We start from the raw sequence: 26,531 nt of genomic DNA, 5'->3' as shown, positions 1-26,531 counted from the left end.
TTAATCAAAAAGGACAAGATTCGAAAATCAGGAATTCATTAATCATTCTTGAATTTATTTTTATTTACAAATTTTCCTTGCGGCTTTTTTTCCTTTTTATAAAATATAAAGGAAAGCGTAAGTAAAAATACCGTTACAAGTCCAAATTCTAAATTTTCCAATTTAATCATTTCGTAACTATATGCTAAATAGAATAAGCAAAGTGCCATTGTAACCAAAATGCCTACCCCAGATTTTTCGTATTTAAATCTTCTCTTTGCAAGCTTAGGTTCAACGGAATTTAATAAAACAATATCATCAACCTCCTTAATTATACTTGCAATCTGCTTTTCGTGCAGGCCCTTTTCTTCTAACTCTGTCCTAATTTCATCAAAAAGAAAACCCTCAAATACTACTTTCATGGCATAATTCGTCTCTGATTCTAATTTTTCTTGTTCACTCATCATTTCCGTACAATATAACATACTAAATACTTAACACATCGGTATAATTATTGGTTATAAATGGAAAAAACTAGAAAACCATGAAAAATCTAATGATTCCCTTAGTTGCACTATTAATTTGTAGTTGTACTGTTGTCCGTCAAGGTGAAGTTGGCGTAAAAAGAAAACTTGGCAAAATAGACCCTGATGTATATTATGCTGGTCTTTACGGAATAAACCCATTTTTTACGAAGATGATCAAAACCCCTACAAGAACCGAGAACCTTGAACTAAATCTAAGCCTGCCCAGTAAAGAAGGTCTAAGCATTCAGTCCGAAATTTCCATTCTTTATCGAATAAAAGAGGACATGGCTCCTTTAATAATAGAAGACATTGGTCAAAACTATGTTAGAAATGCCATACTACCTGTTTTCAGATCAGCTTCCTCTGATATTTCCGCCAATTTTATGGCCAAGGATATGCATTCGGGAAAAAGAAAGCAGATAGAAACGGAAATTAAAGAAAGAATGACTGAAGTGTTAAGTCCGCGAGGATTCATCATAGAGGAAGTTTTAATGAAAAGCATTGAACTCCCACGTGAATTATCAGCCGCCATAGAACGGAAATTACAAGCGGAGCAAGAATCCATGAGTATGGATTTTATTTTGGAAATTGAGCGCAAGGAAGCTGAAAGAAGAAGAATTGAAGCAGAAGGCAATAGAGATGCACAGAAAATTTTGGCCGAAGGATTAAATGATGCCATCATTCAATTAAGAAGTATCGAAGCTTTCAAAGAATTGGCCAAAAGCCCGAATGCAAAAGTGATTATAACAGATGGTAAAACCCCTATGCTTATTCCAGGTAATCAATAAAATTTAAATTAATACCCACTCCAAAAGGCTTCATAAATTTGAGGCCTTTTTTATAAACCATTAATATAATATCCATCAATACAATTGAATAAATTCATAACTTGAGAAGTAACAATAATAAAACTTAAGATTATGAAGAAAATTCTACTGCTAACTTCCTTCCTATTCCTTTTGGGAGTGGTTTCATATGCTCAGGAAAAAACTCCATTAGAGTATATGGATATATTCGATTTGCAATATGTTGGTGATCCACAAATTTCTCCTGATGGTGAAAAAATAGTGTATGTAAGAAATCAATTTGACGTGATGACTGATCGAAAATATACTAATTTATGGATCATAGATTTTACTGGTGAAAATCATATGCCGTTAACGTCAGGAAAGTCTGGTTACAAACAGCCTATTTGGTCGCCCGATGGAAAAAAATTGGCTTATGTGTCAGCGGAAGAAGGAAGTTCTCAAATATTTGTTAGATGGATGGAAACCGGCCAAACAGCTTCTGTCACAAACCTGGCATCTGGACCTGGAAATATCACCTGGTCACCCGATGGAGAACATATTGCTTTCAACATGAGTGTTCTTGAAAAACAAGAAAGTTTTGGGCAATTCCCCTCCCCTCCAAAGGGAGCAGATTGGGCTTCCCCCGGAAAAGTAATAGAAGAAGTTTCTTATAAATCAGATGGTAATTTTTCATTTTTAGAACCTGCTTACAATCATGTATTTATCGTGAATTCAACAGGAGGAGCTCCGCGCCAACTGACTAGCGGAGATTACAATCATGCGGCCCCATCATGGACTGCTGACGGAAGACATTTGGTATTTTCAGCTAATCGATCTGAGAAGGCAGATTTAGAACCAAACAACACACACATCTTCAAAATCAACATAGCGACAGGAGCTTTAACACAATTAACAGAAGGACAGGGTCCTCATCATAGTCCTATTGTTTCGCCAGATGGTAAGTCTATTGTCTATTTAAGCTATGAAGATCAGTTTGTGGGTTATCAATTAGACCATGTTTTTGTGATGGACATTGAAGGTAACAATACGAAAGAGCTCAATCATGGATTAGATAGGGATTTCAAAAATTTTACTTGGGCCAAAGACAGCAAAAGCATATTTGCTTATTATGATGACCATGGAAATGGTGTTTTAGCAAATCTAAAAATGGACGGAAATGCAGTTACAATCACAAAAGGAATTGGAAATGGATCTTTCGGAAGACCTTATTCAGGTGGAAGTTATAGTATAGCTAAAAACGGAAGATATGCATACACCAAGGCTAACACCCAACGTCCAGGAGAATTATCAGTTGGTCATTTCCCAACAAAAATGGCCAATAGAACCATCACAAATCTGAACGATACATTCCTTCAAAATAAGAATATTGGTAAAGTAGAAGAGGTTAATTTCAAATCTTCATTCGATGATAAAAACATTCAAGGTTGGATTGTTTATCCTCCAGATTTTGATGAAAATGAAAAATACCCATTGATTTTAGAAATTCATGGAGGTCCTCATTTAGCTTATGGGCCTCATTTTAGTCCGGAACTTCAATTAATGGCTTCAAGAGGTTTTGTAGTTTTATATACCAACCCTAGAGGAAGTACTACCTATGGTGAGGAATTTGGAGGCTACATCAATCATAATTATCCAAGTGAAGATTATGATGATCTAATGTCTGGTGTTGACATGATGCAGGACAAAAGCTTTATTGACCAAAATCGACTTTATATTACTGGTGGAAGTGGTGGTGGAGTATTAACAGCATGGAGCATTGGCAAAACAAATCGTTTTAGAGCAGCGGTTGTAAGCAAGCCGGTAATCAATTGGTACAGCTTTAGTTTAACTGCAGATGGCTATAATTATTATCCTCAGTATTGGTTTAATAAAAAGCCATGGGAAGATCCTCAACAATATTTAGAGAGATCCCCGATTTCATTGGTTGGAAATGTAAAAACCCCTACCCTCTTGGTGACAGGAGAAAATGATTATAGGACTCCCATGAGTGAAACTGAGCAATATTATGGTGCATTGAAATTGCTGGAGGTAGAAAGTAAAATGGTGAGAATACCGGGAGCAGGACACGGTATTACGGCAAGACCAAGTAATATTATTAGACATGTTGCCTACATCACGGGCTGGTTTGAAAAATATAAATAGATCCCTAAATTAATACTTCAAAATAAAAACCTCATTCATTAAAATATGAATGAGGTTTATAAATTTATTTTTAACCATAAAGGGAACAAAATGATCGCTTAAGCCACTTTCTCTGTGCTTCCTTTCAACCAAACTGGCTTGGTGATTTTTACTTCCGCATCCAATTGATTGAGCATATTATATAGACCAAAATAAGTTCTATTTACATATAGCCCATGTTTTGATCCTCTAGCACCATTACTATTTCGTACTTCTTTCATCTTAGAAACTCGTTCGCCCATGGCATATATTTCTTCGAAGAAGGCATTGTTTCCAAAATTGAATATATCATATTGAAAGGGCTTGCTCAACATACCAATCATTTCAGTAAACACGCCACTAAAAATTTCTCTTTCGGCAGGAGTATCCTTTTCGTGGAAGAAATCTAAAGCCTTAAAACGTTTATCTATTTCTGCTTTATCTTGCAAAAATCCTGGCTTAAGCAAAGCAAAATAATTTTCGTAGAACTCGTCCGGGATTTCCTTGATACATCCAAAATCTATAATACCCATGGTACCATCATCCATGAACATAAAATTACCTGGATGTGGATCTGCGTGCACTTGCTTTAATTCATGAAATTGGAAATTATAGAAATCCCAAAGTGCTTGACCAATTTTGTTTTTGGTTTCTTGAGATGGGTTAGTTGCCAAAAATTCTTTCAAATGCACTCCATCCAACCAGTCCATAGTAATTACTCGTCCGCCAGAATACTCTTCATAGTATTTAGGGAAATAAAGTCCTTCAATTTTTCCAGCTAAGGTTTCAGTAATTTCTTTGGAACGTCTCAATTCCAAATCATAGTCAGCTTCCTCCATTAATTTCCCTTCCACTTCGCTCATGTAATGATCCAATTCAGCATTACTCATATTGAATAAGCGAGTAGCAAAAGGTCTAACCAATCGTAAATCGGAGCTTATGCTATCTGCAACTCCTGGGTATTGAATTTTTACAGCAAGCTTTTTACCATCCTTGGTGGCCCGATGAACCTGTCCCATCGAAGCTGCATTTACGGCATTCTTTGTAAAATCATCGAAAATCGCTTCTGGACTTTTACCCAAAGTTTTTTGAAAGGTCTTTACCACTAAAGGATAAGACAACGGTGGAGCGCTGTATTGTGACATGGTAAACTTATCCTGATAAGCAGGCGGCAGTAAATTTCTATCCATGCTTAGCATTTGAGCCACTTTAAGAGCGCTTCCTTTCAATTCACTCAGAGACTCATATATATCTTCCGCATTATCTAAATCCAATTGAGATCGATCAAGCTTAGAATTGAAAGCCTTCTTTGAATAATGTTTTATATAGTTCCCTCCAACTTTTGCCCCAGTGGTTACAAATTTGCTAGCTCGTTGAATTTTTGATATGGGGATTCGAGATTGTTCTTTTCTTTCGCTCATGATTATCGATTTTGAAAAATGAATTTGGCGAAATCAAACATAGAGTCCAGAGGACTTTTACCCATCAAATCATAGGCAACATTTACCGCTTTTTCTATAGCTGCATCTGTTTTTTCAAAATCCTTACTGTCGTCATTAGCCCAGAATTGAAGTATGAAAAGGGTTTGAATCCACAAGCCTTCTACATATTTATCTCCAATTACAGGCCTATCAATTATTTCTTCCGTTTCCTTTCCTTGCAATAAAATTTCATCCACAAATTTATGAAAATGCTTCTTGAAGGCTTCCAAAAAGGCTGGCTTTACATCTCCCTTTCGCATTTTCTGTAAATCCATCATGGCATAAGAACGATTCGCTTTCAATACCTCTATTAATGTAAAGTACAATGCCAATAATTTTTCACGCGATGAATATTCCACAAAAGATTCTTCGGAATGTAAATTTTCGATCGTTTCCTTGAGGAAATCTGCCCAAATATGTTTTTGTAAAGCTTTGAAGGAATTGTAGTGATTATAAAAATCTACCTCACTCATCTTCAAATCTTTAGCGAATTTGTAGATAGAAGCAGGTTCTTTTCCATTTTCTAAAACAAAATCCACGTAGGCTTCCTTTATTTTTATATCAATTGGTTTTGCTGTTTGCTTTTTTGCCATAATTTAATTTCTAATTACGGTAGTGTAACAGCCTGATAATAGGAAAGGTTTTAGGAAATGGAAAAGAAAATTGCAACGGCCTTTTCTTTAATGATTTTACTTCCTTAGTTCCAAATAAATATATGTGATATAATGAAAACACTTTCTATTGACAGTTTGACTTTTTAGCAGAATTATAAAAAAATCTATATTTTAAAATTCCCACATTTAGGAATAAGATTTCCAGATATTAAAGCCAAATCATTTCTAATGCTTCACGCCATTTATACCGTAGCAAAAATTTAATAAACCAAATGGCAGTCATTTGATCATCATTTTCAAACAGTTATAAATTGCCCTGGAGTATTTGGGGAATAAGCTCTATTTTATTTCTTCCAGCTCTCGTCCTTTGGTCTCCGGCATCACAAAAATAGCCCATAATAGCTGTATAAACATCATTATAGCAAAAAACCAAAATATAGCCGATGAACCGAAAGTGTTGGCGAAAAATGGAAAAACATTGGCAATGATAGCGGCAAAAAGCCAATGAGTGAAACTACCAATAGACTGTCCGTGTGCCCTTAGCTTATTGGGGAAGATTTCTGCTATAAAAGCCCAAATAATAGAGCCACTTCCCACTGCATGTGCGGCAATAAATAGAAATACAAAGAAGGGAAGGAGGTTTGAAGGAATTATATCTCCACTGAAACTGATGGCCATTAAACTCAATGAAATTAAATATCCCCCAGAGCCTAAATAAAGTAAGAATTTCCTACCCATCCTATCAATCAAATAAAGACCGATCATGGTGGCGATCACATTAATGAACCCGATTCCCATGGTGGACAGCAATCCATTTTCTGTACTTATACCTGCAGATTCAAATATTCTTGGGGCGAAATATATAATGGCATTGATACCGGAAAGTTGATTAAAAAAAGCAATTAAAATAGCCATTAAAGTGAATTTGAAATATTGCTTTTTAAAGAGGGCAAAAAAGCCTTCTTTTCTTTCCATTTTTGCTTTTTCCTTTTCAATGTTTTTGATTATATGATCTACATTTTCAGGATCGGTCTTGGTTAAAACCATTCTGGCATCCTCATAATCATTACGGTTGGCAATTAGCCATCTAGGGCTTCTCGGCAAGCGGATGCTCAATAATGAATATAATATGGCAGGAATTATTTCTACCCCCAACATCCATCTCCAGCTACTTTCCAAATCTGCCAATGCAATTAAATAATTAGAGAAATAGGCAATCAAGATTCCCAATACCACATTGAATTGAAATAAGGCCACTAACATTCCCCTTTTACCGGCAGGAGCAATTTCACTAATATACATCGGGGCAATTACAGATGAAGCCCCAACTCCCAAGCCGCCCAAAAAACGAAAGAACATAAAAGTATTCACATCAGGTGCTAAAGCTGAACCTAAAGCTGAAACCGTATAAAGAACGCCAATTAATAACAACATAGGCTTTCTTCCAAAACGGTTAGCGGGATAACCTGCAGCTAATGCACCTATTACTGTCCCGTAAAGTGCAATAGCAATAGAAAAGCCATGCATCCAGTCAGAAAGCTCCCATATTTCTTGAATAGCTTGCTCTGCTCCGGATATTACAGCCGTATCAAAACCAAACAAAAAGCCACCCAAGGCAGCTGTAAGTGAAATGAAAAATACGTATGAGTTCTTAATCATGCTTTCCTTAGTCAATTTGCGGTGATTAAAAATAGGAAAGTATTTCGAGAATGGAAAAACTATGTTAGCAGGTTCGTGAGTTTAAAGTTTAAAAGTGGTCAGTTAGCCAACTTGACAACCTGTAACCTTGCCAACTAGAAAATTCTAATAAGCCCTCACTTCTTTTCCTTCCATAAAGTTAACAAAGGCCTTATTCACCACTCTATTGCCTCCTTGAGTTGGGAAGTCACCTGTAAAGTACCAATCGCCTAAATGCTCCGGACTTGCTTTGTGTAGATCTTCTACTGTTTGGTAAATCACTTCCACCTCTGCTTCAATCGTATCGATTTTTACTAGTTCAGCTATCTTCCTTGAGATTTGTTCATAAGTGAAAGGTGCAAATACATCTTTTACGTGATTCTCTGTATTGTCACTATGTAAACATTTTTGATAAGCCTCTTCTAATATATTTTCCTGCTTCGTCTCTTTTAACAGAGCTAACACAGCACGGAAAGCAATAAAATCTTTCATTTTACTCATGTCAATCCCATAGCAATCCGGGAAACGGATTTGAGGCGCTGAGGAGACTATGATGATCTTCTTTGGTTCTAATCTATCTAGCATTCGTAAAATGCTTTTTTCCAAGGTAGTACCACGAACAATGGAATCATCAATCACAACCACCGTATCCACTTTCTTTTTGATTACTTCATACGTAGTGTCATATACGTGTGCCACCAAATCATCTCTATGCGCATCATCGGTAATAAAAGTTCTTAATTTGGCATCTTTGATAACCAATTTTTCTACTCTTGGCCGAAATGATAGTAGTTTTTCAAGAGCATGGTCATCTTCTCTGGCACTTCGCAGTTCTTTAAGCTGTCTTTTAGCCAAATGCTCCTCCATTCCTTCCATCATTCCTAAAAAGGAAGTTTCTGCAGTATTGGGGATGTAGGAGAAAACCGTATTTTCTAAATCGTAATCGATAGCCTTAAGGATCGTTGGAACCAAAAGCTTCCCCAGCATTTTTCTTTCTGCATAAATCTCAGGATCGGATCCTCTGGAAAAATAAATCCTCTCAAAACTGCACGATTTCCTTTCCAACGGCTCTATAAACTGCTCCATTTTGTAATCTCCATTGGTATTCATCACTAGAGCATGAGCTGGTTTAATCTCCTGAATATCCTTGTAATTTACATTAAATGCAGTCTTAATTGCTGTTTTTTCGGATGCTACTACAATTACCTCATCATCAGCATAGAAATGTGCTGGTCTTATGCCAGAAGGGTCACGAGCTACAAATGCGTGGCCAGCACCTGTTATACCTGCCATTGCATACCCGCCATCAAAATCTCTACAAGCCCTTTGTAAAACTTGCAACAAATCTAATTTCTCTTCAATTATTTGAGTGATTTCCGCATTGGTATACTCATCCTTGTGCTCCTCAAATATCCTTTGGTTTTCTTCGTCTAAGAAATGGCCGATTTTCTCCATCACGGTAACGGTATCTACCTTTTCTTTCGGGTGCTGTCCTAGTTCAGTTAAAATATCAAAAAGCTCTTCAACATTTGTCATATTAAAATTGCCAGCCACCATCAAGCTTCTGTTTTTCCAGTTGTTTTGACGTAACATTGGGTGGCAGTTTTCAATGGAATTTTGCCCGTGTGTTCCATATCTCAAATGACCTAACCACACCTCTCCAGTAAAGGCACAATTCTCTTTTAACCACTTTTCTTGGTTAAACCACTTCCCACCTTCCTTCTTAGCTTTTTTATATTTCTTCGAGATTTTCTTAAAAATATGGGTGATTGGTTGATTATCAACAGAGCGATAACGACTGATATATCGATGACCTGGCTCCACATTAAGCTTTACATTTCCTACTCCAGCACCATCTTGCCCACGGTTGTGCTGCTTCTCCATCAGCAAATAAAGCTTGTTCATGGCGTAAAGCGGACCATATTTATCGATGAAATATTGGAGAGGTTTTCTTAAGCGGATAAAGGCTATCCCGCATTCGTGTTTGATGATATCGCTCATGATTTTTTACTTAAAGTGCAAAGTTAAGTTTATTATAATTGATGTTCAATCTTTTTCTTTGATTAAGACCATATCTAAAAATAATCCAAGTAAGATATTCGATAGAACTATGGTTTAATTGGGATGAAATTTACTAATTGGTACAGGTTAAGTTTAAAAATAATCCTATTTTTGAATTTATATTATTGATGCTCACTGCCTCAAGCCAAGACTCAAACTAAGTATAGAAGTGATAAGGACTTTTTTAGTACAATTTTTATTGATTTTTTCCTTCATAACTGTAGGTGTTTCACAGAATTTATCTTTTGATTCATTGGATAGTTATTATAAACATGAAATCAACTCAGATCATTCAGTTGAGGTTGATAATAAAAAGTTAGCTCAAGAGATTAATGAAATACCATCAAAGCAGATATCCGACTTCTCAGAATTTAAAAAGCATTTGAAACTTCTGGCTTTGGCCGAAAGAAACAACGAATACCAATTAGGAATTAAACAGATTTCGAAACTAATTCCAGTCACTAAATCTTCTAATGAATTTCAAGCTTTTCTATATTATAAATTAGGCCAATTCTACTACCGAGAGAATAGATTGGTAGAATCTTTAGAATGTTATTTAAAAACTTCTTCAATACTTGAAAAATTAAAAGTCCACGCCACCCTGGCAGCCGTTTACAATAGAATCGGGAGAATAAATATGAATGGCTGGAATAACGATATTGGTATTGAATATGCAGACAAAGGATTGGAAACTTTAAAAAAGGTGAAAAAATTTAGTCGTTCAGATTCCTTTTCGTTGCTGGGATTATATGAAATAAAAGGAATTGCTTATCGAAGAACTCATCGTTTTGACGATGCCTTAATTAATATCGATAAGGCAGTTAAGTTATCTTCCGTTTTAAATGACTCCGTTCGGTTAGCACTTAATAATGGAAATAAAGCTACTATTTATTATGAAAAAGGAGACTACAATTTAGCAATTCCTCTCTTGGAAAAAGATTTTGAAACCAGCATAAATGCAGGCGTGTACAATAGTGGAATGAATGCTTTAATTTACTTATGTTGGATTTATCTTGAAATGGATAATGCCGACTCTGTTGTAAGTAAATTTGAAACAATGCAGGATATTGCAAATAACTATCCCATTACAAACCCAAAATCTAAGGCAGAATACTTAAAAGTCGGAGCCACAGTAGCAGAAATTAAAGGCGATACTGCTATGGCAAATCAGTACTTGAAAGACTACATTTTACAGGATAATATAAGAGATTCCATTAATATGAGCAATGACGTGGCAAGTTTGCATGAAAGACACCTGATGGAACAAGAAATTAGTAAATTAGAACTACTTCAAAACACTAATAAACTTCAATCCTCCCATTTAAAATTAAGGACAGCTCTTTTGATTATCATTGCTGTCACACTTTTGGTAGTTCTTTGGTACGCTTTTACCCTTAGAAACAAAAATCGGAAAATTGATAAACTCAATGAGATGTTGGAAGCAAAAGTGTCGGAAAGAACAACACGATTGTTAGAAATCAATAAGGAATTAGACACCTACTTATATAGAGCTTCCCACGACATTAGAAGGCCTATCAGGACACTATTGGGATTGAATAACATTGCTCAGATCAATGAAGATCCTCATGAAATGAAAGCCCTTTTTAGCAAAGTGCATACCACAGCTATGAGTATGGATAAAATGCTTTTCAAATTACAAATGGCTTATGCACTTAATAATTCTCACAAGATCGAAAATGTTAAAATTACAGAACTTGTGAATGAATGTATTAAGGATATGTCACTGGAAATTGAGGAGCATAACGCAAGTATAAAATTAGATATAAGGGAAAATGCAGCAGATGTACAAGCCAATAAGTCCCTTCTAAGAATAGCTCTTGACAATATTATAGAGAATGCTTTGCTCTATCAAAACGGAACGAAAAATGAAATAGAAATATTCACTGATTCAGGTAACTACTATTTTTACATACATGTGAAAGATAATGGTGACGGCATTCCAGAAAAATACTTTGAAGATCTTTTTAAGCCGTACTTTAAAATAAGTAATAAAACACAAGGATCCGGCTTAGGATTGTTTTTAGCACATCGGGCTATTTCCTTTTTAGCTGGAGAAATCTCCGTTACTTCTACAGTAAATGAGGGATCACAGTTCACACTTAAAATTCCGATTAATCCCAAATAGGATACTTCTCTAAATGCACTTCGTCATGGAAGAATATTTTAGCAGACGCCTCAAAAGATGCCGTAATATCAGAAACCAAAAATCTATCTTTCCTATCTTTTTTAGTTGAGAGCAAAGCATTCTCTTTTAAAAAGTATTCCAATCGCTTGGCAACGATGCTGGCTGAATCCAAAATATCAACTCCTCCGTTGTAAAATTTATCAATTTCATTTTTGATTAGAGGATAATGCGTACATCCCAATATTAAAGCTTCGATATGCTTTAATTCATCGTGATGAAGATATGCTTCAATTATATCATGACTAATTCTATTTTCAAAAAACCCTTCTTCTATCATAGGTACTAAAAGTGGAGTGGCCAAACTCTTTAATTCAACATCGGGGTTAAGTTGCTTTAACTTCAACTCATAAGCGTTTGAATTTACTGTTTGTTTCGTACCGATCAGTCCGACTTTTTGCTTGCTGTAGTTTTGTCCAACATGCTCAACCACAGGATCAATTACATTGAAAACTTTAGCTTTGGAACCTACATACTCCTTAACCAATTCGAAGGCTGCTGAGGAAGCTGAATTACAAGCTATCAATATTAACTTACATCCTTGCTGTAACAATACATCCGTTACTTTAATGCTGTAGGCCTGAATAGCTGCCGCTGATTTATCACCATAAGGTAAATGCGCAATATCGCCAAAGTAGACCATACTTTCATTAGGCATAAGTTCTTTGACTTTATGCGCCACAGTTAGTCCGCCAATACCAGAATCGAAAATACCTATAGGTGCTGAATTATCTTTATTCATATCACAAAGATGGGAAGTTGTTGGAATAATTTAGAAATTGAGATGAAAATTCTATATCTCAATATCAAGTTGCTTGCCCTGTTCTTCAGCCTCTTTATCTTTTTTAGAACCAATTGCAATTCCAATTGCAAAACCAATAGGTATACCTACCGCCATGAGACCGTAGTTATTTAATGAAGCTCCAAACGCTATACCTAAAGGGATTCCAAATGCGCTCATCCCTATTGCCAACCACATATTTTTGTAATGATTTTTAGCAACTAAATTCATTTCTTTCTCTGCAATCTTTAATATCGTTCGAAATGATTTTGCCAACTGAGCCGTTAATAATTTTTTCGAATCTGCTTGATTTACCTTATCGACTTCTTCGTTAATTAAGTTTACTACTGATTTGGGAATTTCTTGCTCCTCCAGAGCATGCATTAATTGATGGAATTTCTGTTCCTGCTTGCTGGTGCTTTTGGTTTGAACTCCTTGATACTTAGGATTAAATTTATTAAGTGGCATTTTGTACAAATTATATCCCAAAATATACAAATGATGCCCTAAATAAAATAATAATACACAAAAAAACCCTTGACATTCGCAAATATCAAGGGTCAATTTACATAAAATTTTATGTGTATTAGACTCAGATGGAAAAGCTTTCGCCACAACCGCAAGTTCGAGTTGCATTGGGGTTGATGAATTGGAATCCGTTCCCATTCAAGCCATCGGAAAAATCTAAGGTGGTACCTAAAAGATACAGCATGCTCTTTTTATCCACTAAAAGCTTCACACCCTTATCTTCAAAAATTTCATCCCCATCTTTAATTTCCTCATCGAAACTTAAGTCGTACATTAAGCCGGAGCAACCTCCACCCTTAACTGACACTCTTACATTGCTAGTCTCACTGTGCCCTTCTTCAGTTTTTATCTTTCCTAATCTGTCTTTCGCTTTGTCTGTAACAATAATCATAACTGTAACTATTTATTTTATGATACCGGATTTAAAACTACACTAAAAACGGTTATTGTATTACGATCTCTGCCGTAGTAAAGTTTGTCTAAACTATCTAAAATATTGCTTGCTCTAAAATAAGAGGTATGTAATTGCTTATCATCCTTTGTCATCCACTGGATAGTGTAAGAACTTTCTCTATCTCGGAAATTTTTCACATAATCCGTCATTTTCTTCAAGGCTTCCAACTTATCGTAACCTGATTCCGAATGAAACAAAAAGGATTGATTATGCCTAGGATTGATCGTTATTAAGTCCAGTTTAACCTTCCCATCTTGAGAGCCAAACTCAAAAACCAACTCACTACTGTTTAAACCCAAATAGCTAGTAATTTCTTTTTGCAATCTGGCACTTTCAATATGTATGTCTGTGGATGTTTCCATCTTTAATAATATCCTTTTTGAAATTTAAATAATGATTTTGAGTAACCCAACTTTTTTATCCGTGGAAAAGTTTCTGCATTTTTGCATTTACAATTGCAAAGTTAATCATTTAGTTTTAGAAAATTCAAAAGCATGTTGAAAGTAGAACATATAGGTATAGCAGTAAAAGACATGGAAAGTGCTAATTCACTTTTTAGTAAACTATTCAATAGGCAACCTTATAAACTTGAAAAAGTGGAAAGTGAAAGTGTAGCCACCTCTTTTTTCCAGATGGGAGAAACTAAAATTGAGTTATTAGAAGCTGAAAGTGAGGACAGCGCTATTGCCAAATTCATTGAAAAAAAAGGCGAAGGAATCCATCATATAGCTTATGAAGTGGGAAACATCGAATCTGAAATGAAGAGACTGGAATCTGAAGGTTTTCAACTCATCAACAAAACCCCTAAAAAGGGAGCAGACAATAAATTAGTTTGCTTTTTACATCCAAAAAGCACCAATGGCGTACTAATAGAACTGTGCCAAGAAATCAAAAAATGATTATTGGTGCTGAATGGAATTATAATACTTCAGCTTTTTCTTTCCTTTTCTGGTTTGAAAAGAACTCTTCTGGCAGGCAGAAAAAAGAAATGCGCCTAAAAGCAAGAAAATGAATGACTTAAATAATTTCGTTCGCATAATACAAAAGTAAATAATTCAATTTAGAAACTCAAAAAAATATATAATGAGCGATCAAAATAGAACAGAGATCAATAAACTCGGTGAATTTGGTTTAATCGATAAAATCTCAGAAAAGTTCAGCAAACAGAATAATTCTACTCATTATGCCATAGGAGATGATGCAGCAGTCATTGATGTAGGTGATCATTTCCAGCTGGTTTCAACCGACTTGCTCCTTGAAGGGGTTCATTTCGACCTTTCATATTTCCCGTTACATCATTTAGGGTTCAAAGCAGTGGCGGTAAATGTCTCAGATATTGCGGCTATGAATGGGATAGCCGAACAGATAACGGTTAGCTTGGCTTTAAGCAATAGATTTTCGCTGGAGGCGGTAGATGCATTTTATGAAGGAGTGAAAGCTGCTTGCGATGCTTATAAGGTAGATTTAGTGGGAGGCGATACTACGGCTTCACCATCAGGCTTAATGATTTCAGTTACGGCCATAGGTAGAGTAGATAAAGACAAAATCGCATACCGATCAGGTGCTAAAGTAAATGATATTGTATGCGTAACCGGAGATTTAGGAGGTGCTTTTATGGGACTGCAAGTTCTGGAAAGAGAGAAACAAGTTTTTTTAGAAAATCCTGAAATGCAACCGCAACTCAACAATTACCAATATATTGTGGGTCGACAATTGAAACCTGAAGCTAGAATGGATTTAGTCCACGAGCTTTTGGATTTAAAAATTGTCCCTACATCAATGATTGATATCTCTGACGGACTTGCTTCTGAGTTGCATCATATTGCTAAGCATTCAGATGTGGGTATCAATATCCATGAAGATAAATTGCCCTACGCCACCAATATGCAGGAAACCGCAATTGAGTTCAAACTAGATCCAAATACTGCTATTTTGAATGGTGGAGAAGATTATGAATTGCTTTTCACCATCTCACAAGATGATTTCGAAAAAGTAAAAAAGCATCCGGATATTCATTTTATTGGTTATGTAAATGAAAAATCAAGTGGTTTGAATATGGTGACTGCTAAAGGAAATCCTATCCCGTTAAAAGCGCAGGGCTGGGATCATTTTGGGTGAAATATCCAGTATCAAACCGGTAAAACGGTCTTGGTTTCGTTCGTGGTCCTTGAACCAAGGTTAAAACCGTGGTTTTAATCAAGCTGGTGCGAGCTTAATGATATTAAGTTAAGATAATAGTAACTGAGCAAGATGTAGATTAATTACGGATTAGGCAATTATCATCCCTTTTGGAAAGGAATTAAAGATGGGGCTTTAAAGCTTGTATCGTCCATTTCGAAGCAACAAATGTGCAACCGAAAATAAAGGCCCAAAGGGCTAACATAGCAAAACGTAGGGTGAAGCCCTACGTAAAAAAGAAGGGAAATCAGCTCTGAAAGGGCGCAATATTACGCCCTTTCAGAGCTTTTGAGCTGAACTCGGCTTGTTATCACAGGTCTTCACCCTGTGTTATAATATTACGTCCTTTCAGGACTAAAGCAACAAACTAAGATTATTGATTAATCAAAAAAATTTAAAAATCAATTACTTAAAAACACCTAATCAATAGGGCATTCACCTTATTAAAAGCTTAACTTAACAACATAATGTGAGAGCTTCTTAGTTCGCACCATTTTTTAATTAAAAACCTTCTGCATCCAAGCGGCCAATTCCATTAACAAAGCAATTCCCATATGTGCCACTATTCCTCCCCAAATATTCTTGCTTTGGTAGGTCAAAACACCTAAAATATATCCCCCGAAAAATGAGCCAATGGTCTCACCAAGGGGTTTACCATAGTGCAAGGCCACATATAAACCTACCATCGGCAAAATAGCCCTAGGGCCTAAAAAGGCAGTAAAAGCAAGCACCATAAATCCACGAAAAAGAAATTCAGTAGTGACAAAATCCCATGCATAGAAGATTTCGAAAACTACAGCTCTTAACTCAACCGACCAATCCATAAATTGATAGGTTGGGGAAAACCTTGGGTAGAAACTCCTAAAGCTCTCCTCAAAAGACGCTCCAACAATTAACGGTATCATTAAAAGTATCAGAGGGAAATACTGACTAATTTTTCGAGCGGAAGTGCGTAATCCGTAAAAGTTGTTATTACTTTTTTCAAATTTTTTATAGTATATGAAAAGTGGCAACATCATTGCAAAAACACTAGTGATCTGTCCGATCACTTTGTATAAATAATACCGGTCTTTGTACTCAAATAGATCATTGATGATGACTTTATGATATTGAAAGCAAACATCTACAGTTAACACTATAAGCATAAACAAGCTCTTGGCCATAAATGCTTTGTCTTTAAACAGATTGGGAATGGTTTTAAACCGATAACAAAGAAAAATTATGCCATAATAAATGAATGAAAACATTATAAAATGCGCAAGATATGGTAGTGAGTCAGGTTTCAATCTGTCGATCCATTTTTCGAACCTGACATCCATTATTAAATAGTTGAAGGCAGTAAGAATTCCAATGAAAATGCTAATGGAAATATACAAGGCGGGAGGGTGTTTAACTTCCTTGTGAAAATCCGCAAAATAACGCCAAATTGTCTTCATATTTTTAAATTCCATTATCAAAGCTCTAAACTTTGGAAAGTTTAATATCCAATACTATATCTAGATAAAGCTTGATAAACCTTATGAATCGGCAAACCCATTACCGTAAAGTAAGAACCTTCCAATTTTTCAATATGAGTTAAGCCTATACCTTCCTGTATTCCGTAAGCTCCTGCTTTATCAAATGGCTTATGATTTCGAATGTAATCGCAAATGATTTTCTCCTCTATCGGATTAAAATAAACCAAAGTCTCATCAGAATATTTTTCAAATTCTCCATTTTGCAACACGCAAAAGCCTGAAACTACCTGATGGGCTCTCCCACTCAATTTACTCAACATGCTAAAAGCCTCATTTTCATCTAGAGGCTTTTCCAATAATTCATTATCAATCAAAACAGTAGTATCAGCTGTTAAAATTATTTTATCTGAATATTGAGCATCTTCAGCAAAAGCCTTAGCTTTCTTCTCTGCTAAAAAAGCCGCGACCTCATTATGAGGCATATCTTCTGGATAAGATTCTTCTGTATCCTTAGCTTCAGCTGTAAATTCAAAGCCTGCTTTGGTCAGTATTTCTTTTCTTCTAGGTGACTTAGACCCTAAAATAAGAGGGTAACTCAAATTCATCTTCCTGTATTGATCCAAATAAAAATCCACAAATAGTTTTAGGGTAGAAATAAGTTGATTTCTGAGGCATAGTAAAGCCTGTATTGCAGACTTTCTTCACCTGCTCCATGCTTATTTCCTTTGTAATTAGAGCACACTGCACTTCATTTTTCAACAACTTGCGAATACAAGCTGTGAAGTTTCTTTCAAACTGTATGGATTCTGAACTTCGTTGTTCCTTTCCTTTAATTCCCAATATCTTTTCAATGAAAAAATAATGTAAAACCGTAAGATCAAGATGCTTTACCTCATTAGGAAAATTCCAATTCAGTTCAGAAATCTTTTCAGGTTTTAGTCTGATTTTGTAAGTGTTTTCTTTAAACAATAGACCAAAAGCCCACATTTTTCCTAAAATAATTTCATGGACATCTTCCGGATTTTCTAGCGTTTTGATGATGAAATCATCTTCTAACGCCTTTAAAATTTCCTTTTCTGAAAAATCAGGAATATCCTTTATCAACCGGTGTGTGGGTAGAATTCTTAAATCATCCGAATCAGCATTGGTCAAATACATCATGTGGAAATTATAGCCTTCCTGACCCGTGTGATTGGGATTCTGTTCTATCATCTTTTTTCGATAGAGCAAACTTCCTTCGTATCGATGATGGCCGTCTGCTAAAATTATCTGCTGAGACGCAATTTTAGCTATGAATTTTTTAATGATTTTGGCATCATGGATAACACTTACAACCTCCTTTACGCCTTGGTAATCTTCTAATTCCCCCAATGGCATTTCCATGCTCTCATCCATGTAAGGCTCCAATTCAAAATCAGGATCGGAATAGAGACCGTGAGTTGCACTTACATTTAATTGAGTTTTATCTAACAAATCAATTCTGTCATTCACTGACTTGGGAATGGTATTTTCATGCCTTAATATAACATTTTCATCCCAATCATAAGCTTTAATGAAAGTGATAAATCCTTTTCTAACTCGTTCACGGGTTGAACCAGGCAAAGTAAAATACTGATAATATACATAAATGCCCGGCAAAGGATCCTGCTTGAGAATTCCTTCCGCTTTCCATTTAGCTAATCGATCCGCAGCCATATCCGCAGATTCTTCTCCACCTTTTGGCACTGAAAGATGAATGCTGTTTAAAGGATTTTTATATAATGCCTCACGTTGCTGGGGAGAAACTACATCAAATAATGGACTGGTCAAATTCTCAATCTCCTTTTGAAGTTTAGCATTATAACGCCAGGCTTTAATAGGCTTAATTTCCGCCATTGCTATAATCTATTCTTTTTCCACAAAGATATTTTCTTCCCGTTTCCTTCTTGTGCAGTTTGCTTTTTTTGCCTTTCAGACCATAGTTTCACTGCCAAAGCCGCTGCTATTTCCGACTCAGTATCACTCACTTTCTCATCTAGGTCACTTGGTTTGAAGTGATTTTCTATAAATTTGGTATTAAAATTACCACTAGTGAAAGCCTCGTGTTTTAGCACATATTTACAAAAACTTAAAGTGGTTTGTATTCCCACAATTTCATATTCATCTATTGCACGGAGCATTCTGCTTATAGCCTCTTCCCTGTTGTCTGCATAGGTTATTAATTTAGCTATCATAGGATCATAATGAATTGGAATATCCATTCCTTGTTCAAAACCATCATCTACACGAACCCCAGTGCCCTGCGGTCTTTTATAAACTTTCAAAGTTCCAATATCAGGTAAGAAATTGTTTTGCGGATCTTCTGCATAGACCCTTACTTCCACCGCATGTCCTTTAATACTCAAATCTTCTTGCTTAAAAGACAAAGCTTTACCTTCAGCAATTCTTATTTGCTCTTTTACCAAATCAACGCCAGTGATCTGTTCCGTCACAGGGTGTTCCACCTGCAGACGGGTATTCATTTCAAGGAAGTAAAAATTCAATTTATCATCAACTATAAATTCAACAGTACCTGCACCATAGTAATTACATGACTTTGCCACATCGATTGCAGCTTGTCCCATTTGATTTCTTATTTCAGGAGTTAAAACACTTGAAGGCGCTTCTTCTATCACTTTTTGATGCCTTCTTTGAATAGAACATTCTCTTTCAAATAAATGTACGACATTTCCTTTTTGGTCACCTACTACCTGGATTTCAATATGGCGGGGTGAGGTCACAAATTTTTCAATGAAAACAGCCCCATTACCAAAAGCATTTTTAGCTTCACTTACCGCTCTATCCATTTGAGATTCAAAATCAGCAGGATCCTCAACAATTCTCATTCCTTTTCCACCACCTCCAGCACTTGCTTTTATCAGTATCGGATAACCAATTTCATCTGCTTTCTTCTTAGCAAATGCCACATCGGTTATGGCCTTGTCTAAACCCGGAACTAATGGCACATCTCTTTTCAGAACTGCGGCTTTAGCAGAAAGTTTGTCCCCCATAATTTCGATGGATTCAGCTGACGGCCCAATAAAAATTATACCTGCTTTTTCTACTTGTCTTGCAAAATCTGCGTTTTCAGATAAAAAGCCATATCCAGGATGGATGGCATCAACATTTAATTCCTTGCAAGTATCAATGATTTTATCTATTCTCAAATAACTTTCTGAAGAAGCCGGAGGACCTACACATACTGCTTCATCTGCATATCGCACATGGAGTGCATTTCTATCGGCTTCACTAAATATTGCTACGGTTTTTATACCCAGTTCTCGTGCAGAACGCATTACTCTAAGGGCTATTTCACCTCTGTTAGCAACTAAGATTTTTTTAATATTCGGCATTTTGATTAGTCGTTCAATATCAAATAAAAATTGAAGTACAATGCTACATAATAATTGTCTTTTTTACTAAAAAATAAGCCTTAAAAGCAGGGAATCAATTTTTTAGGTAACGGCTTTTTTGTTACCTTTGAGGTTTAATTAGAAATAGTATTCATACAATAAAATAGATAAACGTGGATTTATTTGAGAAATTGAAGGTGGATCGTGGACCTTTGGGTAAGCATTCCAATGTAGAAGAAGGTTATTTTATGTTTCCTAAATTGGAAGGAGAATTATCTCCTCACATGAAGTTTAGAGGAAAAGAAGTCTTAACCTGGAGTTTAAACAATTATTTGGGCTTGGGTAACCACCCCGAGATCAGGAAAGCAGATGCTGATTCTGCAGCTAAATGGGGTCTAGCATACCCGATGGGGGCTAGAATGATGTCAGGAAATACTTCACAGCATGAAGAATTAGAAAGACAACTGGCTGACTTCATTAAAAAGGAAGACGTAATGCTATTAAATTACGGTTACCAAGGTGTACTTTCTATTATCGATGCAGTAGTAGGTAGAAAAGATGCCATTGTATATGACGCTGAATGCCATGCATGTATAGTGGATGGTGTTCGATTACACATGGGCAAAAGATTTGTATACCCACATAACGATATTGAAAACTTAGAAAAGCAATTACAAAGAGCTACTAAGTTAACAGAAGAAACCGGTGGCGGAATATTGGTTATTACCGAAGGAGTATTTGGAATGACCGGGGCAATGGGTGATTTGAAATCCGTAGTTGCTTTGAAAGAAAAATATAATTTCCGTTTATTATGTGATGATGCTCACGGTTTTGGAACTATGGGAGAGACTGGCGCTGGAACAGCTGAGCAGCAAGGCGTAATGGAAGAAATAGATTTATACTTCAGTACTTTTGCTAAATCCATGGCCTCAATTGGTGCCTTCGTAGGAGGAGATCCAGATATCGTTAAATTTCTAAGATATAATATGCGTTCGCAGATTTTTGCGAAATCACTGCCAATGCCGATGGTTGAAGGTGCATTGAAAAGATTAGAATTGTTGCGAGACCAGCCTGAACACAAAAAGAATCTCTGGAAGATAGTAGATGCGTTGCAAAGTGGCTTGAAAGATAAAGGATTTAGTATTGGATTAACTCAGTCGCCAGTAACTCCTGTAATGTTAAATGGGACCGTTGGTGAAGCAGCGGCTTTGGCCTACGATCTAAGAGAGAATTTCGGCATATTTTGTTCCGTTGTTATCTATCCTGTAGTGCCAAAAGACACTATTTTACTAAGATTGATACCAACTGCATCACACAGTTTGGAAGATGTTGACCGTACAATTAAAGCATTCGAGGCAATAAAAGATAAGCTAAAAGAGGGTCATTACAGAGAAAATGAGCTCGCAAAAGCATTTAAAGAGTAATTTTTTCGGAAAAAAACCACTCTAATTGTTGTTTTTATATGTTTTTGCCTATATTGCTTTCAATTAAATAATTTATTTAGTCAACCGTAAACTAAAATAAGAATGAAAAGATTCGAACAAGTAAGAGACCTTATCATGGGTCTAGAAGGTGATTTTGAAAAATTCTACGACAAAGAGAATCAGGCAGCTGGTACTCGAGTAAGAAAAGGAATGCAAGAGTTGAAAAACTTAGCACAAGAAATCAGAATTGAAGTTCAAGATATCAAGAACAAATCTTAATTAGAATTTGAACGATTTCGAAAGAGGCTATCATACTTGTTAGCCTTTTTTTATGCCCAAGATCTTGAAGTCTGGAATGTTATCTCTAAAAACGAAAAATCATATTCTCAATAGTAAACTTCAGAATCGGCAAAAGTAATTTTCTTCAAGCTAAGGGAAATGGTATCAACAAAAGATATTACTTCATGGCCTCCTCAACCATTTTTTTGGACCCTACATAGAAGGGAACTCTCTGATGAAGTGATTCTGGTTGTATATCCAATACTCTCTTTTTTCCATCAGTTGCAATTCCTCCCGCTTGTTCGCAGATCATAGCTAAAGCATTACATTCGTAGTTCAGTCGCAACTTTCCTGTAGGAGCTTTTTCAGTAGACGGATAAATATAAATCCCTCCCTTCAATAAGTTTCTATGGAAATCTGCAACAAGTGATCCAATGTAACGTGCGGTATATTTTTTATCTTTACAATTCTCAATGTAATCCTGCACTTTTTTTTCAAAGCTTCTGTAGCCACCCTCATTAATAGAATAGATCTTTCCATCTTCAGGAATCTTCATGTCTGCATGGGATAAGAAAAACTCACCTAGGGAAGGATCATATGTAAATCCATTTACACCTCTTCCTGTAGTATATACTAACATAGTTGATGAACCATATAATAAATATCCTGCTGCCACTTGTTCTGAACCTTTCTGCAAAACATCCTCCTTAGTCACCTTACTTCCAACCGGAGAAACCCGTCTAAAAATAGAGAATATGGTTCCGATGGAAACATTTACATCAATATTCGATGAGCCGTCCAAGGGATCCATCGCTACGATATATCTTCCATCTTGATTGTTCAAATCAAGAATTTCATCATCCTCCTCCGAAACAATTGCACAAACTTCTCCTCCATTTTTGAGTGCTCTTATGAACCGAATATTAGCAATGACATCTAGCTTTTGTTGTTCTTCCCCTTGAATATTCTCGGTTCCAAACGCCCCGCCTATATTCAATAAACCGGCCCTATTAACCTCTCTATGAATGATTTTACCAGCTAAAGCTATATCTCGCAACAATTGGGAAAGTTCCCCAGATGCAAATGCAAAATCATTTTGTTTCTTTTTAATAAATCGGTCTAAAGTGATACCAACAGAGGTGGCTAATTTAGTTTGCATGGAATATTTATTTGTATTGCCGCTAAATTATGAAAAAAATGTAGCTTATTTTGCCAATTCTTACAGAAAAGGAACATATGCAGGTATTTAAATTTGGAGGTGCATCTATAAAAGATGCTAAAGCAGTTCGCAATATGTCGGGAATCCTTAAAAGATTTCCAAATGAAAAAATAGTTATAGTAGTATCCGCAATGGGTAAAACTACCAATGCCCTGGAGGAAATACTGCACTTGAAGTTGCAAGACCTATCAACTGATGCTGCTATTCAAAACCTATTTCAGTATCATGAAAATATTATTTCAGCCCTTTTCTCCAGCAATGAGTCTAATGGACTCCAAATTCTCAAGGATATATTTGGTAGGCTAAAGGCGAAACTTGATGAAGTTGCTGATTCTCATTATGATAGGTCCTATGATAGTATAATTTCATTTGGAGAAATCATTTCCTCCTCAATTCTATTTGAATTTTTAAAAAGTGAGAATCTTACTATTTCAAAAATTGAAGCTAAAGATTGCATCAAAACGGACAAAAGTTTCCGGGATGCGCTGGTGGACTGGGGAAAAACAAAAAAACTAATCGAAACCGCTGTTCATGAAGACTTCCAGCAAAATCAATTCATTATAACTCAAGGTTTTTTAGGAGGGTCTGAAGACGGTAGAATTACTACTTTGGGACGAGAAGGATCTGATTTCAGTGCTGCAATTTTTGCTTACTGCACCAGTGCAACAGCGGTTACCATTTGGAAAGATGTACCAGGAATTTTAAACGGAGACCCGAAAAAGATTAAAGATGCAGTTCTGTACCAAGAACTCTCCTATCAGGAAGCTGCAGAAATGACTTATTATGGAGCATCAGTCATCCATCCAAAAACTATAAAACCTTTGGCAAATGCTGGCATTCCTTTACATGTGCGTTCTTTCAGTTCTCCTGAAAAAGGTGGGACAATTATCCATGATTGTAAAACGATTCATCGAACCCCTTGCATTATCATAAAGGAAAAACAAAGCCTGATTACTTTTAAGTTAAGTGACTTTACTTTTATAACAGAGGCTTTGATCGGGAAAATATTTAAGACCCTAAACAAACACCATATCAAAATCAATATGATGCAAAACACTGCTATTTCTTTCTCAATTTGTGTAAACGATGATTTGCACCGCTTAGATCAACTCATGAAAGATTTAGAAGAAGACTTTTCTATTTTCTATAACAAAGGGTTAGAATTAATCACCATCAAAAATTTTGAAGAAAGATTAATCACTAAAATGACAACGGGCAAAGAAATTTACATGGAACAAAGAAGTAGAAAAAATTATCAGGTGGTGGTGAAGGGGAATCTGATAAGCTTCCAATAAATTAGCAAGCTAAAACTCTGAACATATTGATTCAACCACAAAGTAACAAAAGAGCACAAAAGAAAATAATCAAGATTATGTTTAAATCATATTGCTGAAATATTCATTTACAAAGGTCTTTTGTCCTTCATTATAAAGGTTATAAACATTAAAATTAAAAAGAGTACCCTTAGGGACTTTTAAAAGTTTCATATAAGACAATATTTGCGCTTCATATACTGGTATTATTTCTTTAACTGCCTTCAATTCGATGCAAATAGTATCCTCAACTGGTAAATCACATTTTAAATTTACATCCAATTCCAATCCTTTAAAATCAATTGAAATTATTTTTTCAGTCTGGATTTCTATATTCCGATTTTGAAGTTCATGCGCCAAACATTTTTGATACACATTTTCTAATAAACCTGTTCCTAATTCCTTGTGGACTTCAATTGCTGCACCATTAATTTTATAGGTTAATTCGTTAAGATAGGCCTTACTATTTTTCATTTTTTATGGGTTCGGTTGAATTGCATAGAATTTCAAATGTGTTATTTATGATGTATTATTCCAAAACTGCAGTTTCTAAATAGAAAATTCATACCATTCAATTTGGCTTTATGAATTGCCTAAGGCAATTCAACTTTTGTTTTCTTTTGTTACTTTGTGGTTAAAACAAACAACAAAGTGATTAATATATAAATTTTTAAATATTATCAATCGGTTTTTAGGTGGAAATACCTAAAAGGAGAGCTGCTAATGAGGAAGGAAATTAATAAAGGTCTTTTTTCTTGACTTTACAATCAAGTCAACTTTAAACCACCCTCAAAACCAGTCCTTTTAAATACTCTCCCTCCGGATGGAAAATATTGATTGGATGATCAGCAGGTTGGTGAAGTTGATGCAAAATTTGCACTTCTCTCCCAGCACGAGCAGCGGCAGAAAAAACAACAGTTCTAAATTGTTCTTGGCTCACCACTTGAGAACAACTAAATGTGAAAAGCACGCCTCCTGATTTCATATTCTTCATGGCTTTCTCGTTGATGGTTCTGTAGCCCTGTAAACCATTTTTCAATACTTTTCTGTGCTTGGCAAATGCAGGCGGATCCAATACGATTACATCATATTGCTCAGGCATTTCATTTAAGAAATTAAATACGTCTGCTGTAAAAGATTGATGGTTTTGAGCATCTGGAAAATTCAATTTCACATTTTGATCAGTTAAATCCATAGCTCCTTGAGAACTGTCCACACTATGGACCAATTCTGCACCTGCCTGCAGGGCAAAAATGGAGAACCCACCAGAATAGCAGAATGTATTGCAGACTTTTTTACCTTTACTGTACCGTTCCAACAATTTCCTATTCTCTCTTTGATCGATAAAAAAGCCTGTTTTTTGCCCTGTTACAACATTGATATTAAAGGTATTTTCGTATTCTTTAACTAGCCATTCTTCTTTTTCTTCACCATAAAGGAAAGTATCAGTAGTTTCTAAATCTGCTTTGAACGGAAGTGTATGATTACTTTTGTCATATACCGATTTCAATTGATCTCCCAACAGCTCTTTAAGCGCTTCTAAGAAGACTTCCTTGATTTGGTACATACCGACAGTGTGCGCTTGAAAAACCACACAGCCGTCATAATAATCGACAATAAGCCCAGGGAAACCATCACCCTCTCCATGAACTAATCTAAAAACATTTGTTTTAGCATTTCCCCATAGATTGGCTGTTTTTCTTAATTCAATAGCGGATTGTAATTTCCTCTTCCAAAAATCCTGATTGATTTCCTCTTTTTGAAACGTCAGCATTCGAACGGCTAGAGAACCCACCTGAAAATAGCCAATGCCGATAAACCGCTTATCCTGCGTTTGAATTTCTACAAAATCTCCTTCCTTTACTTCAGTAGGCACCGGATGAATGGCACCGGAAAATATCCAAGGATGGAAACGTTCCAATGATTTTTCTTTGCCTTTTTTAAGATTGATGATGGGTAATGAGCTTTGCATAAAATTGAATTCTAAATAATATGCAAAGATGGGGAATTTGGATT

Annotated in this window: 24 protein-coding genes; 8 read left to right on the top strand and 16 right to left on the bottom strand. The window is 35.8% G+C overall.

The genetic code is table 11. From position 1 onward, the window contains the following. Positions 1–38: 38 nt before the first annotated feature. Positions 39–401: a hypothetical protein gene (locus tag AAC601_RS00660; RefSeq protein ID WP_340152200.1), complete on the bottom strand. Its 363-nt coding sequence runs from the start codon at positions 399–401 to the stop codon at positions 39–41. Positions 402–523: 122 nt separating this feature from the next. Between AAC601_RS00660 and AAC601_RS00655 the strand changes: the two genes are divergently transcribed. Together AAC601_RS00655 and AAC601_RS00650 are read left to right on the top strand one after the other, a co-directional pair. After that, entirely contained in the window at positions 524–1,294 is a 771-nt protein-coding gene (locus AAC601_RS00655; protein WP_303271870.1) for a prohibitin family protein, read from the top strand. A gap of 132 nt (positions 1,295–1,426) precedes the next feature. Beyond that, the gene (locus AAC601_RS00650; protein ID WP_340152199.1) at positions 1,427–3,457 is read left to right on the top strand and encodes a S9 family peptidase; all 2,031 of its coding nucleotides are present in this window, start codon (positions 1,427–1,429) and stop codon (positions 3,455–3,457) included. A gap of 98 nt (positions 3,458–3,555) precedes the next feature. Here the strand turns inward: AAC601_RS00650 and AAC601_RS00645 are convergent, their stop codons facing one another. The 4 genes from AAC601_RS00645 to AAC601_RS00630 form a co-directional block, all read right to left on the bottom strand. Continuing rightward, positions 3,556–4,896 (bottom strand): AarF/ABC1/UbiB kinase family protein, encoded by a 1,341-nt coding sequence (locus tag AAC601_RS00645; protein WP_340152198.1) that lies wholly within the window; start codon positions 4,894–4,896, stop codon positions 3,556–3,558. 2 nt (positions 4,897–4,898) lie between these two features. Next, positions 4,899–5,549 (bottom strand): TetR family transcriptional regulator C-terminal domain-containing protein, encoded by a 651-nt coding sequence (locus AAC601_RS00640; RefSeq protein ID WP_340152197.1) that lies wholly within the window; start codon positions 5,547–5,549, stop codon positions 4,899–4,901. A 360-nt stretch (positions 5,550–5,909) separates the two neighbouring features. After that, positions 5,910–7,229, bottom strand: coding sequence for a sugar porter family MFS transporter (locus tag AAC601_RS00635; RefSeq protein ID WP_340152196.1), 1,320 nt, complete (start codon positions 7,227–7,229; stop codon positions 5,910–5,912). Positions 7,230–7,373: 144 nt separating this feature from the next. Further along, positions 7,374–9,248, bottom strand: a complete 1,875-nt coding sequence (locus AAC601_RS00630) for an amidophosphoribosyltransferase (RefSeq protein WP_303271864.1) — start codon at positions 9,246–9,248, stop codon at positions 7,374–7,376. A gap of 229 nt (positions 9,249–9,477) precedes the next feature. On the opposite strand from AAC601_RS00630, the gene AAC601_RS00625 reads away from it, so the two are divergent. After that, positions 9,478–11,454 (top strand): tetratricopeptide repeat-containing sensor histidine kinase, encoded by a 1,977-nt coding sequence (locus AAC601_RS00625; RefSeq protein WP_340152195.1) that lies wholly within the window; start codon positions 9,478–9,480, stop codon positions 11,452–11,454. On the opposite strand, the gene murI is transcribed toward AAC601_RS00625, so the two are convergent. From murI to AAC601_RS00605, 4 genes are read right to left on the bottom strand one after another with little or no spacing between them, the layout of a single operon-like run. Continuing rightward, positions 11,441–12,253, bottom strand: a complete 813-nt coding sequence (murI, locus tag AAC601_RS00620) for a glutamate racemase (RefSeq protein ID WP_303271862.1) — start codon at positions 12,251–12,253, stop codon at positions 11,441–11,443. The two genes, AAC601_RS00625 and murI, sit on opposite strands and share 14 nt — an antisense overlap. 51 nt (positions 12,254–12,304) lie before the next feature. Further along, entirely contained in the window at positions 12,305–12,928 is a 624-nt protein-coding gene (locus tag AAC601_RS00615; protein WP_340152194.1) for a hypothetical protein, read from the bottom strand. Next, entirely contained in the window at positions 12,885–13,211 is a 327-nt protein-coding gene (locus tag AAC601_RS00610) for an iron-sulfur cluster assembly accessory protein (RefSeq protein WP_303271853.1), read from the bottom strand. Before AAC601_RS00610 ends, AAC601_RS00615 begins: the two co-directional genes overlap by 44 nt. A 17-nt stretch (positions 13,212–13,228) precedes the next feature. After that, a complete protein-coding gene (locus tag AAC601_RS00605) occupies positions 13,229–13,636 on the bottom strand; it encodes a hypothetical protein (protein WP_303271852.1) in 408 nt (135 codons plus the stop codon). A gap of 132 nt (positions 13,637–13,768) precedes the next feature. Here AAC601_RS00605 and mce point away from each other — a divergent pair, with 132 nt between their 5' ends. Both mce and thiL read left to right on the top strand, forming a co-directional pair. Further along, the gene (mce, locus tag AAC601_RS00600) at positions 13,769–14,173 is read left to right on the top strand and encodes a methylmalonyl-CoA epimerase (protein ID WP_303271851.1); all 405 of its coding nucleotides are present in this window, start codon (positions 13,769–13,771) and stop codon (positions 14,171–14,173) included. A 184-nt stretch (positions 14,174–14,357) separates the two neighbouring features. Beyond that, positions 14,358–15,392, top strand: coding sequence for a thiamine-phosphate kinase (thiL, locus tag AAC601_RS00595; protein WP_340152193.1), 1,035 nt, complete (start codon positions 14,358–14,360; stop codon positions 15,390–15,392). 557 nt (positions 15,393–15,949) lie between these two features. On the opposite strand, the gene AAC601_RS00590 is transcribed toward thiL, so the two are convergent. The 4 genes from AAC601_RS00590 to accC are packed head-to-tail and all read right to left on the bottom strand — an operon-like array spanning position 15,950 to position 20,280. Further along, positions 15,950–16,888, bottom strand: a complete 939-nt coding sequence (locus AAC601_RS00590; protein WP_340152192.1) for a CPBP family intramembrane glutamic endopeptidase — start codon at positions 16,886–16,888, stop codon at positions 15,950–15,952. A 41-nt stretch (positions 16,889–16,929) separates the two neighbouring features. Next, a complete protein-coding gene (locus AAC601_RS00585) occupies positions 16,930–17,514 on the bottom strand; it encodes a Maf family protein (protein WP_340152191.1) in 585 nt (194 codons plus the stop codon). Further along, positions 17,480–18,784: a DUF1015 domain-containing protein gene (locus AAC601_RS00580; protein WP_303271846.1), complete on the bottom strand. Its 1,305-nt coding sequence runs from the start codon at positions 18,782–18,784 to the stop codon at positions 17,480–17,482. Before AAC601_RS00580 ends, AAC601_RS00585 begins: the two co-directional genes overlap by 35 nt. Before the next feature lie 2 nt (positions 18,785–18,786). Then, complete coding sequence (gene accC, locus AAC601_RS00575; RefSeq protein ID WP_303271845.1) at positions 18,787–20,280, bottom strand: acetyl-CoA carboxylase biotin carboxylase subunit; 1,494 nt, start codon at positions 20,278–20,280, stop codon at positions 18,787–18,789. Between the two features lie 173 nt (positions 20,281–20,453). Here accC and AAC601_RS00570 point away from each other — a divergent pair, with 173 nt between their 5' ends. Both AAC601_RS00570 and AAC601_RS00565 read left to right on the top strand, forming a co-directional pair. Beyond that, positions 20,454–21,704, top strand: coding sequence for a pyridoxal phosphate-dependent aminotransferase family protein (locus AAC601_RS00570; RefSeq protein WP_303271844.1), 1,251 nt, complete (start codon positions 20,454–20,456; stop codon positions 21,702–21,704). Positions 21,705–21,806: 102 nt separating this feature from the next. Further along, complete coding sequence (locus AAC601_RS00565; RefSeq protein ID WP_013453717.1) at positions 21,807–21,983, top strand: hypothetical protein; 177 nt, start codon at positions 21,807–21,809, stop codon at positions 21,981–21,983. Between the two features lie 178 nt (positions 21,984–22,161). Here AAC601_RS00565 and fbp read toward each other — a convergent pair whose 3' ends face one another. Continuing rightward, the gene (fbp, locus tag AAC601_RS00560; RefSeq protein WP_303271843.1) at positions 22,162–23,142 is read right to left on the bottom strand and encodes a class 1 fructose-bisphosphatase; all 981 of its coding nucleotides are present in this window, start codon (positions 23,140–23,142) and stop codon (positions 22,162–22,164) included. Positions 23,143–23,219: 77 nt separating this feature from the next. On the opposite strand from fbp, the gene AAC601_RS00555 reads away from it, so the two are divergent. Further along, positions 23,220–24,497: an aspartate kinase gene (locus AAC601_RS00555; protein ID WP_340152190.1), complete on the top strand. Its 1,278-nt coding sequence runs from the start codon at positions 23,220–23,222 to the stop codon at positions 24,495–24,497. An 81-nt stretch (positions 24,498–24,578) separates the two neighbouring features. Here the strand turns inward: AAC601_RS00555 and AAC601_RS00550 are convergent, their stop codons facing one another. Next, positions 24,579–24,989 (bottom strand): GxxExxY protein, encoded by a 411-nt coding sequence (locus AAC601_RS00550; RefSeq protein ID WP_340152189.1) that lies wholly within the window; start codon positions 24,987–24,989, stop codon positions 24,579–24,581. 304 nt (positions 24,990–25,293) lie between these two features. Beyond that, entirely contained in the window at positions 25,294–26,487 is a 1,194-nt protein-coding gene (locus tag AAC601_RS00545; protein WP_340152188.1) for a class I SAM-dependent rRNA methyltransferase, read from the bottom strand. Positions 26,488–26,531: the final 44 nt, after the last annotated feature.

The sequence above is a fragment of the uncultured Marivirga sp. genome (genome assembly GCF_963974845.1).
In the GTDB taxonomy this organism is placed as follows: Bacteria; Bacteroidota; Bacteroidia; order Cytophagales; family Cyclobacteriaceae; genus Marivirga; species Marivirga harenae.
This window is presented reverse-complemented; position numbering and strand designations above follow the sequence as displayed.

Excerpts from the sequence above, each read along its gene's own strand:
- AAC601_RS00615 (WP_340152194.1), bottom strand. The coding sequence starts at position 12,928 with ATGCAACTCGAACTTGCGGTTGTGGCGAAAGCTTTTCCATCTGAGTCT.
- AAC601_RS00645 (WP_340152198.1), bottom strand. The coding sequence starts at position 4,896 with ATGAGCGAAAGAAAAGAACAATCTCGAATCCCCATATCAAAAATTCAA.
- fbp (WP_303271843.1), bottom strand. The coding sequence starts at position 23,142 with ATGCAAACTAAATTAGCCACCTCTGTTGGTATCACTTTAGACCGATTT.
- AAC601_RS00580 (WP_303271846.1), bottom strand. The coding sequence starts at position 18,784 with ATGGCGGAAATTAAGCCTATTAAAGCCTGGCGTTATAATGCTAAACTT.
- AAC601_RS00635 (WP_340152196.1), bottom strand. The coding sequence starts at position 7,229 with ATGATTAAGAACTCATACGTATTTTTCATTTCACTTACAGCTGCCTTG.
- AAC601_RS00550 (WP_340152189.1), bottom strand. The coding sequence starts at position 24,989 with ATGAAAAATAGTAAGGCCTATCTTAACGAATTAACCTATAAAATTAAT.
- AAC601_RS00565 (WP_013453717.1), top strand. The coding sequence starts at position 21,807 with ATGAAAAGATTCGAACAAGTAAGAGACCTTATCATGGGTCTAGAAGGT.
- AAC601_RS00590 (WP_340152192.1), bottom strand. The coding sequence starts at position 16,888 with ATGAAGACAATTTGGCGTTATTTTGCGGATTTTCACAAGGAAGTTAAA.
- AAC601_RS00610 (WP_303271853.1), bottom strand. The coding sequence starts at position 13,211 with ATGATTATTGTTACAGACAAAGCGAAAGACAGATTAGGAAAGATAAAA.
- AAC601_RS00545 (WP_340152188.1), bottom strand. The coding sequence starts at position 26,487 with ATGCAAAGCTCATTACCCATCATCAATCTTAAAAAAGGCAAAGAAAAA.
- AAC601_RS00630 (WP_303271864.1), bottom strand. The coding sequence starts at position 9,248 with ATGAGCGATATCATCAAACACGAATGCGGGATAGCCTTTATCCGCTTA.
- murI (WP_303271862.1), bottom strand. The coding sequence starts at position 12,253 with ATGAATAAAGATAATTCAGCACCTATAGGTATTTTCGATTCTGGTATT.
- AAC601_RS00660 (WP_340152200.1), bottom strand. The coding sequence starts at position 401 with ATGAAAGTAGTATTTGAGGGTTTTCTTTTTGATGAAATTAGGACAGAG.
- AAC601_RS00605 (WP_303271852.1), bottom strand. The coding sequence starts at position 13,636 with ATGGAAACATCCACAGACATACATATTGAAAGTGCCAGATTGCAAAAA.
- AAC601_RS00650 (WP_340152199.1), top strand. The coding sequence starts at position 1,427 with ATGAAGAAAATTCTACTGCTAACTTCCTTCCTATTCCTTTTGGGAGTG.
- AAC601_RS00585 (WP_340152191.1), bottom strand. The coding sequence starts at position 17,514 with ATGAATTTGAGTTACCCTCTTATTTTAGGGTCTAAGTCACCTAGAAGA.
- accC (WP_303271845.1), bottom strand. The coding sequence starts at position 20,280 with ATGCCGAATATTAAAAAAATCTTAGTTGCTAACAGAGGTGAAATAGCC.
- AAC601_RS00555 (WP_340152190.1), top strand. The coding sequence starts at position 23,220 with ATGCAGGTATTTAAATTTGGAGGTGCATCTATAAAAGATGCTAAAGCA.
- AAC601_RS00640 (WP_340152197.1), bottom strand. The coding sequence starts at position 5,549 with ATGGCAAAAAAGCAAACAGCAAAACCAATTGATATAAAAATAAAGGAA.
- thiL (WP_340152193.1), top strand. The coding sequence starts at position 14,358 with ATGAGCGATCAAAATAGAACAGAGATCAATAAACTCGGTGAATTTGGT.
- AAC601_RS00655 (WP_303271870.1), top strand. The coding sequence starts at position 524 with ATGAAAAATCTAATGATTCCCTTAGTTGCACTATTAATTTGTAGTTGT.
- mce (WP_303271851.1), top strand. The coding sequence starts at position 13,769 with ATGTTGAAAGTAGAACATATAGGTATAGCAGTAAAAGACATGGAAAGT.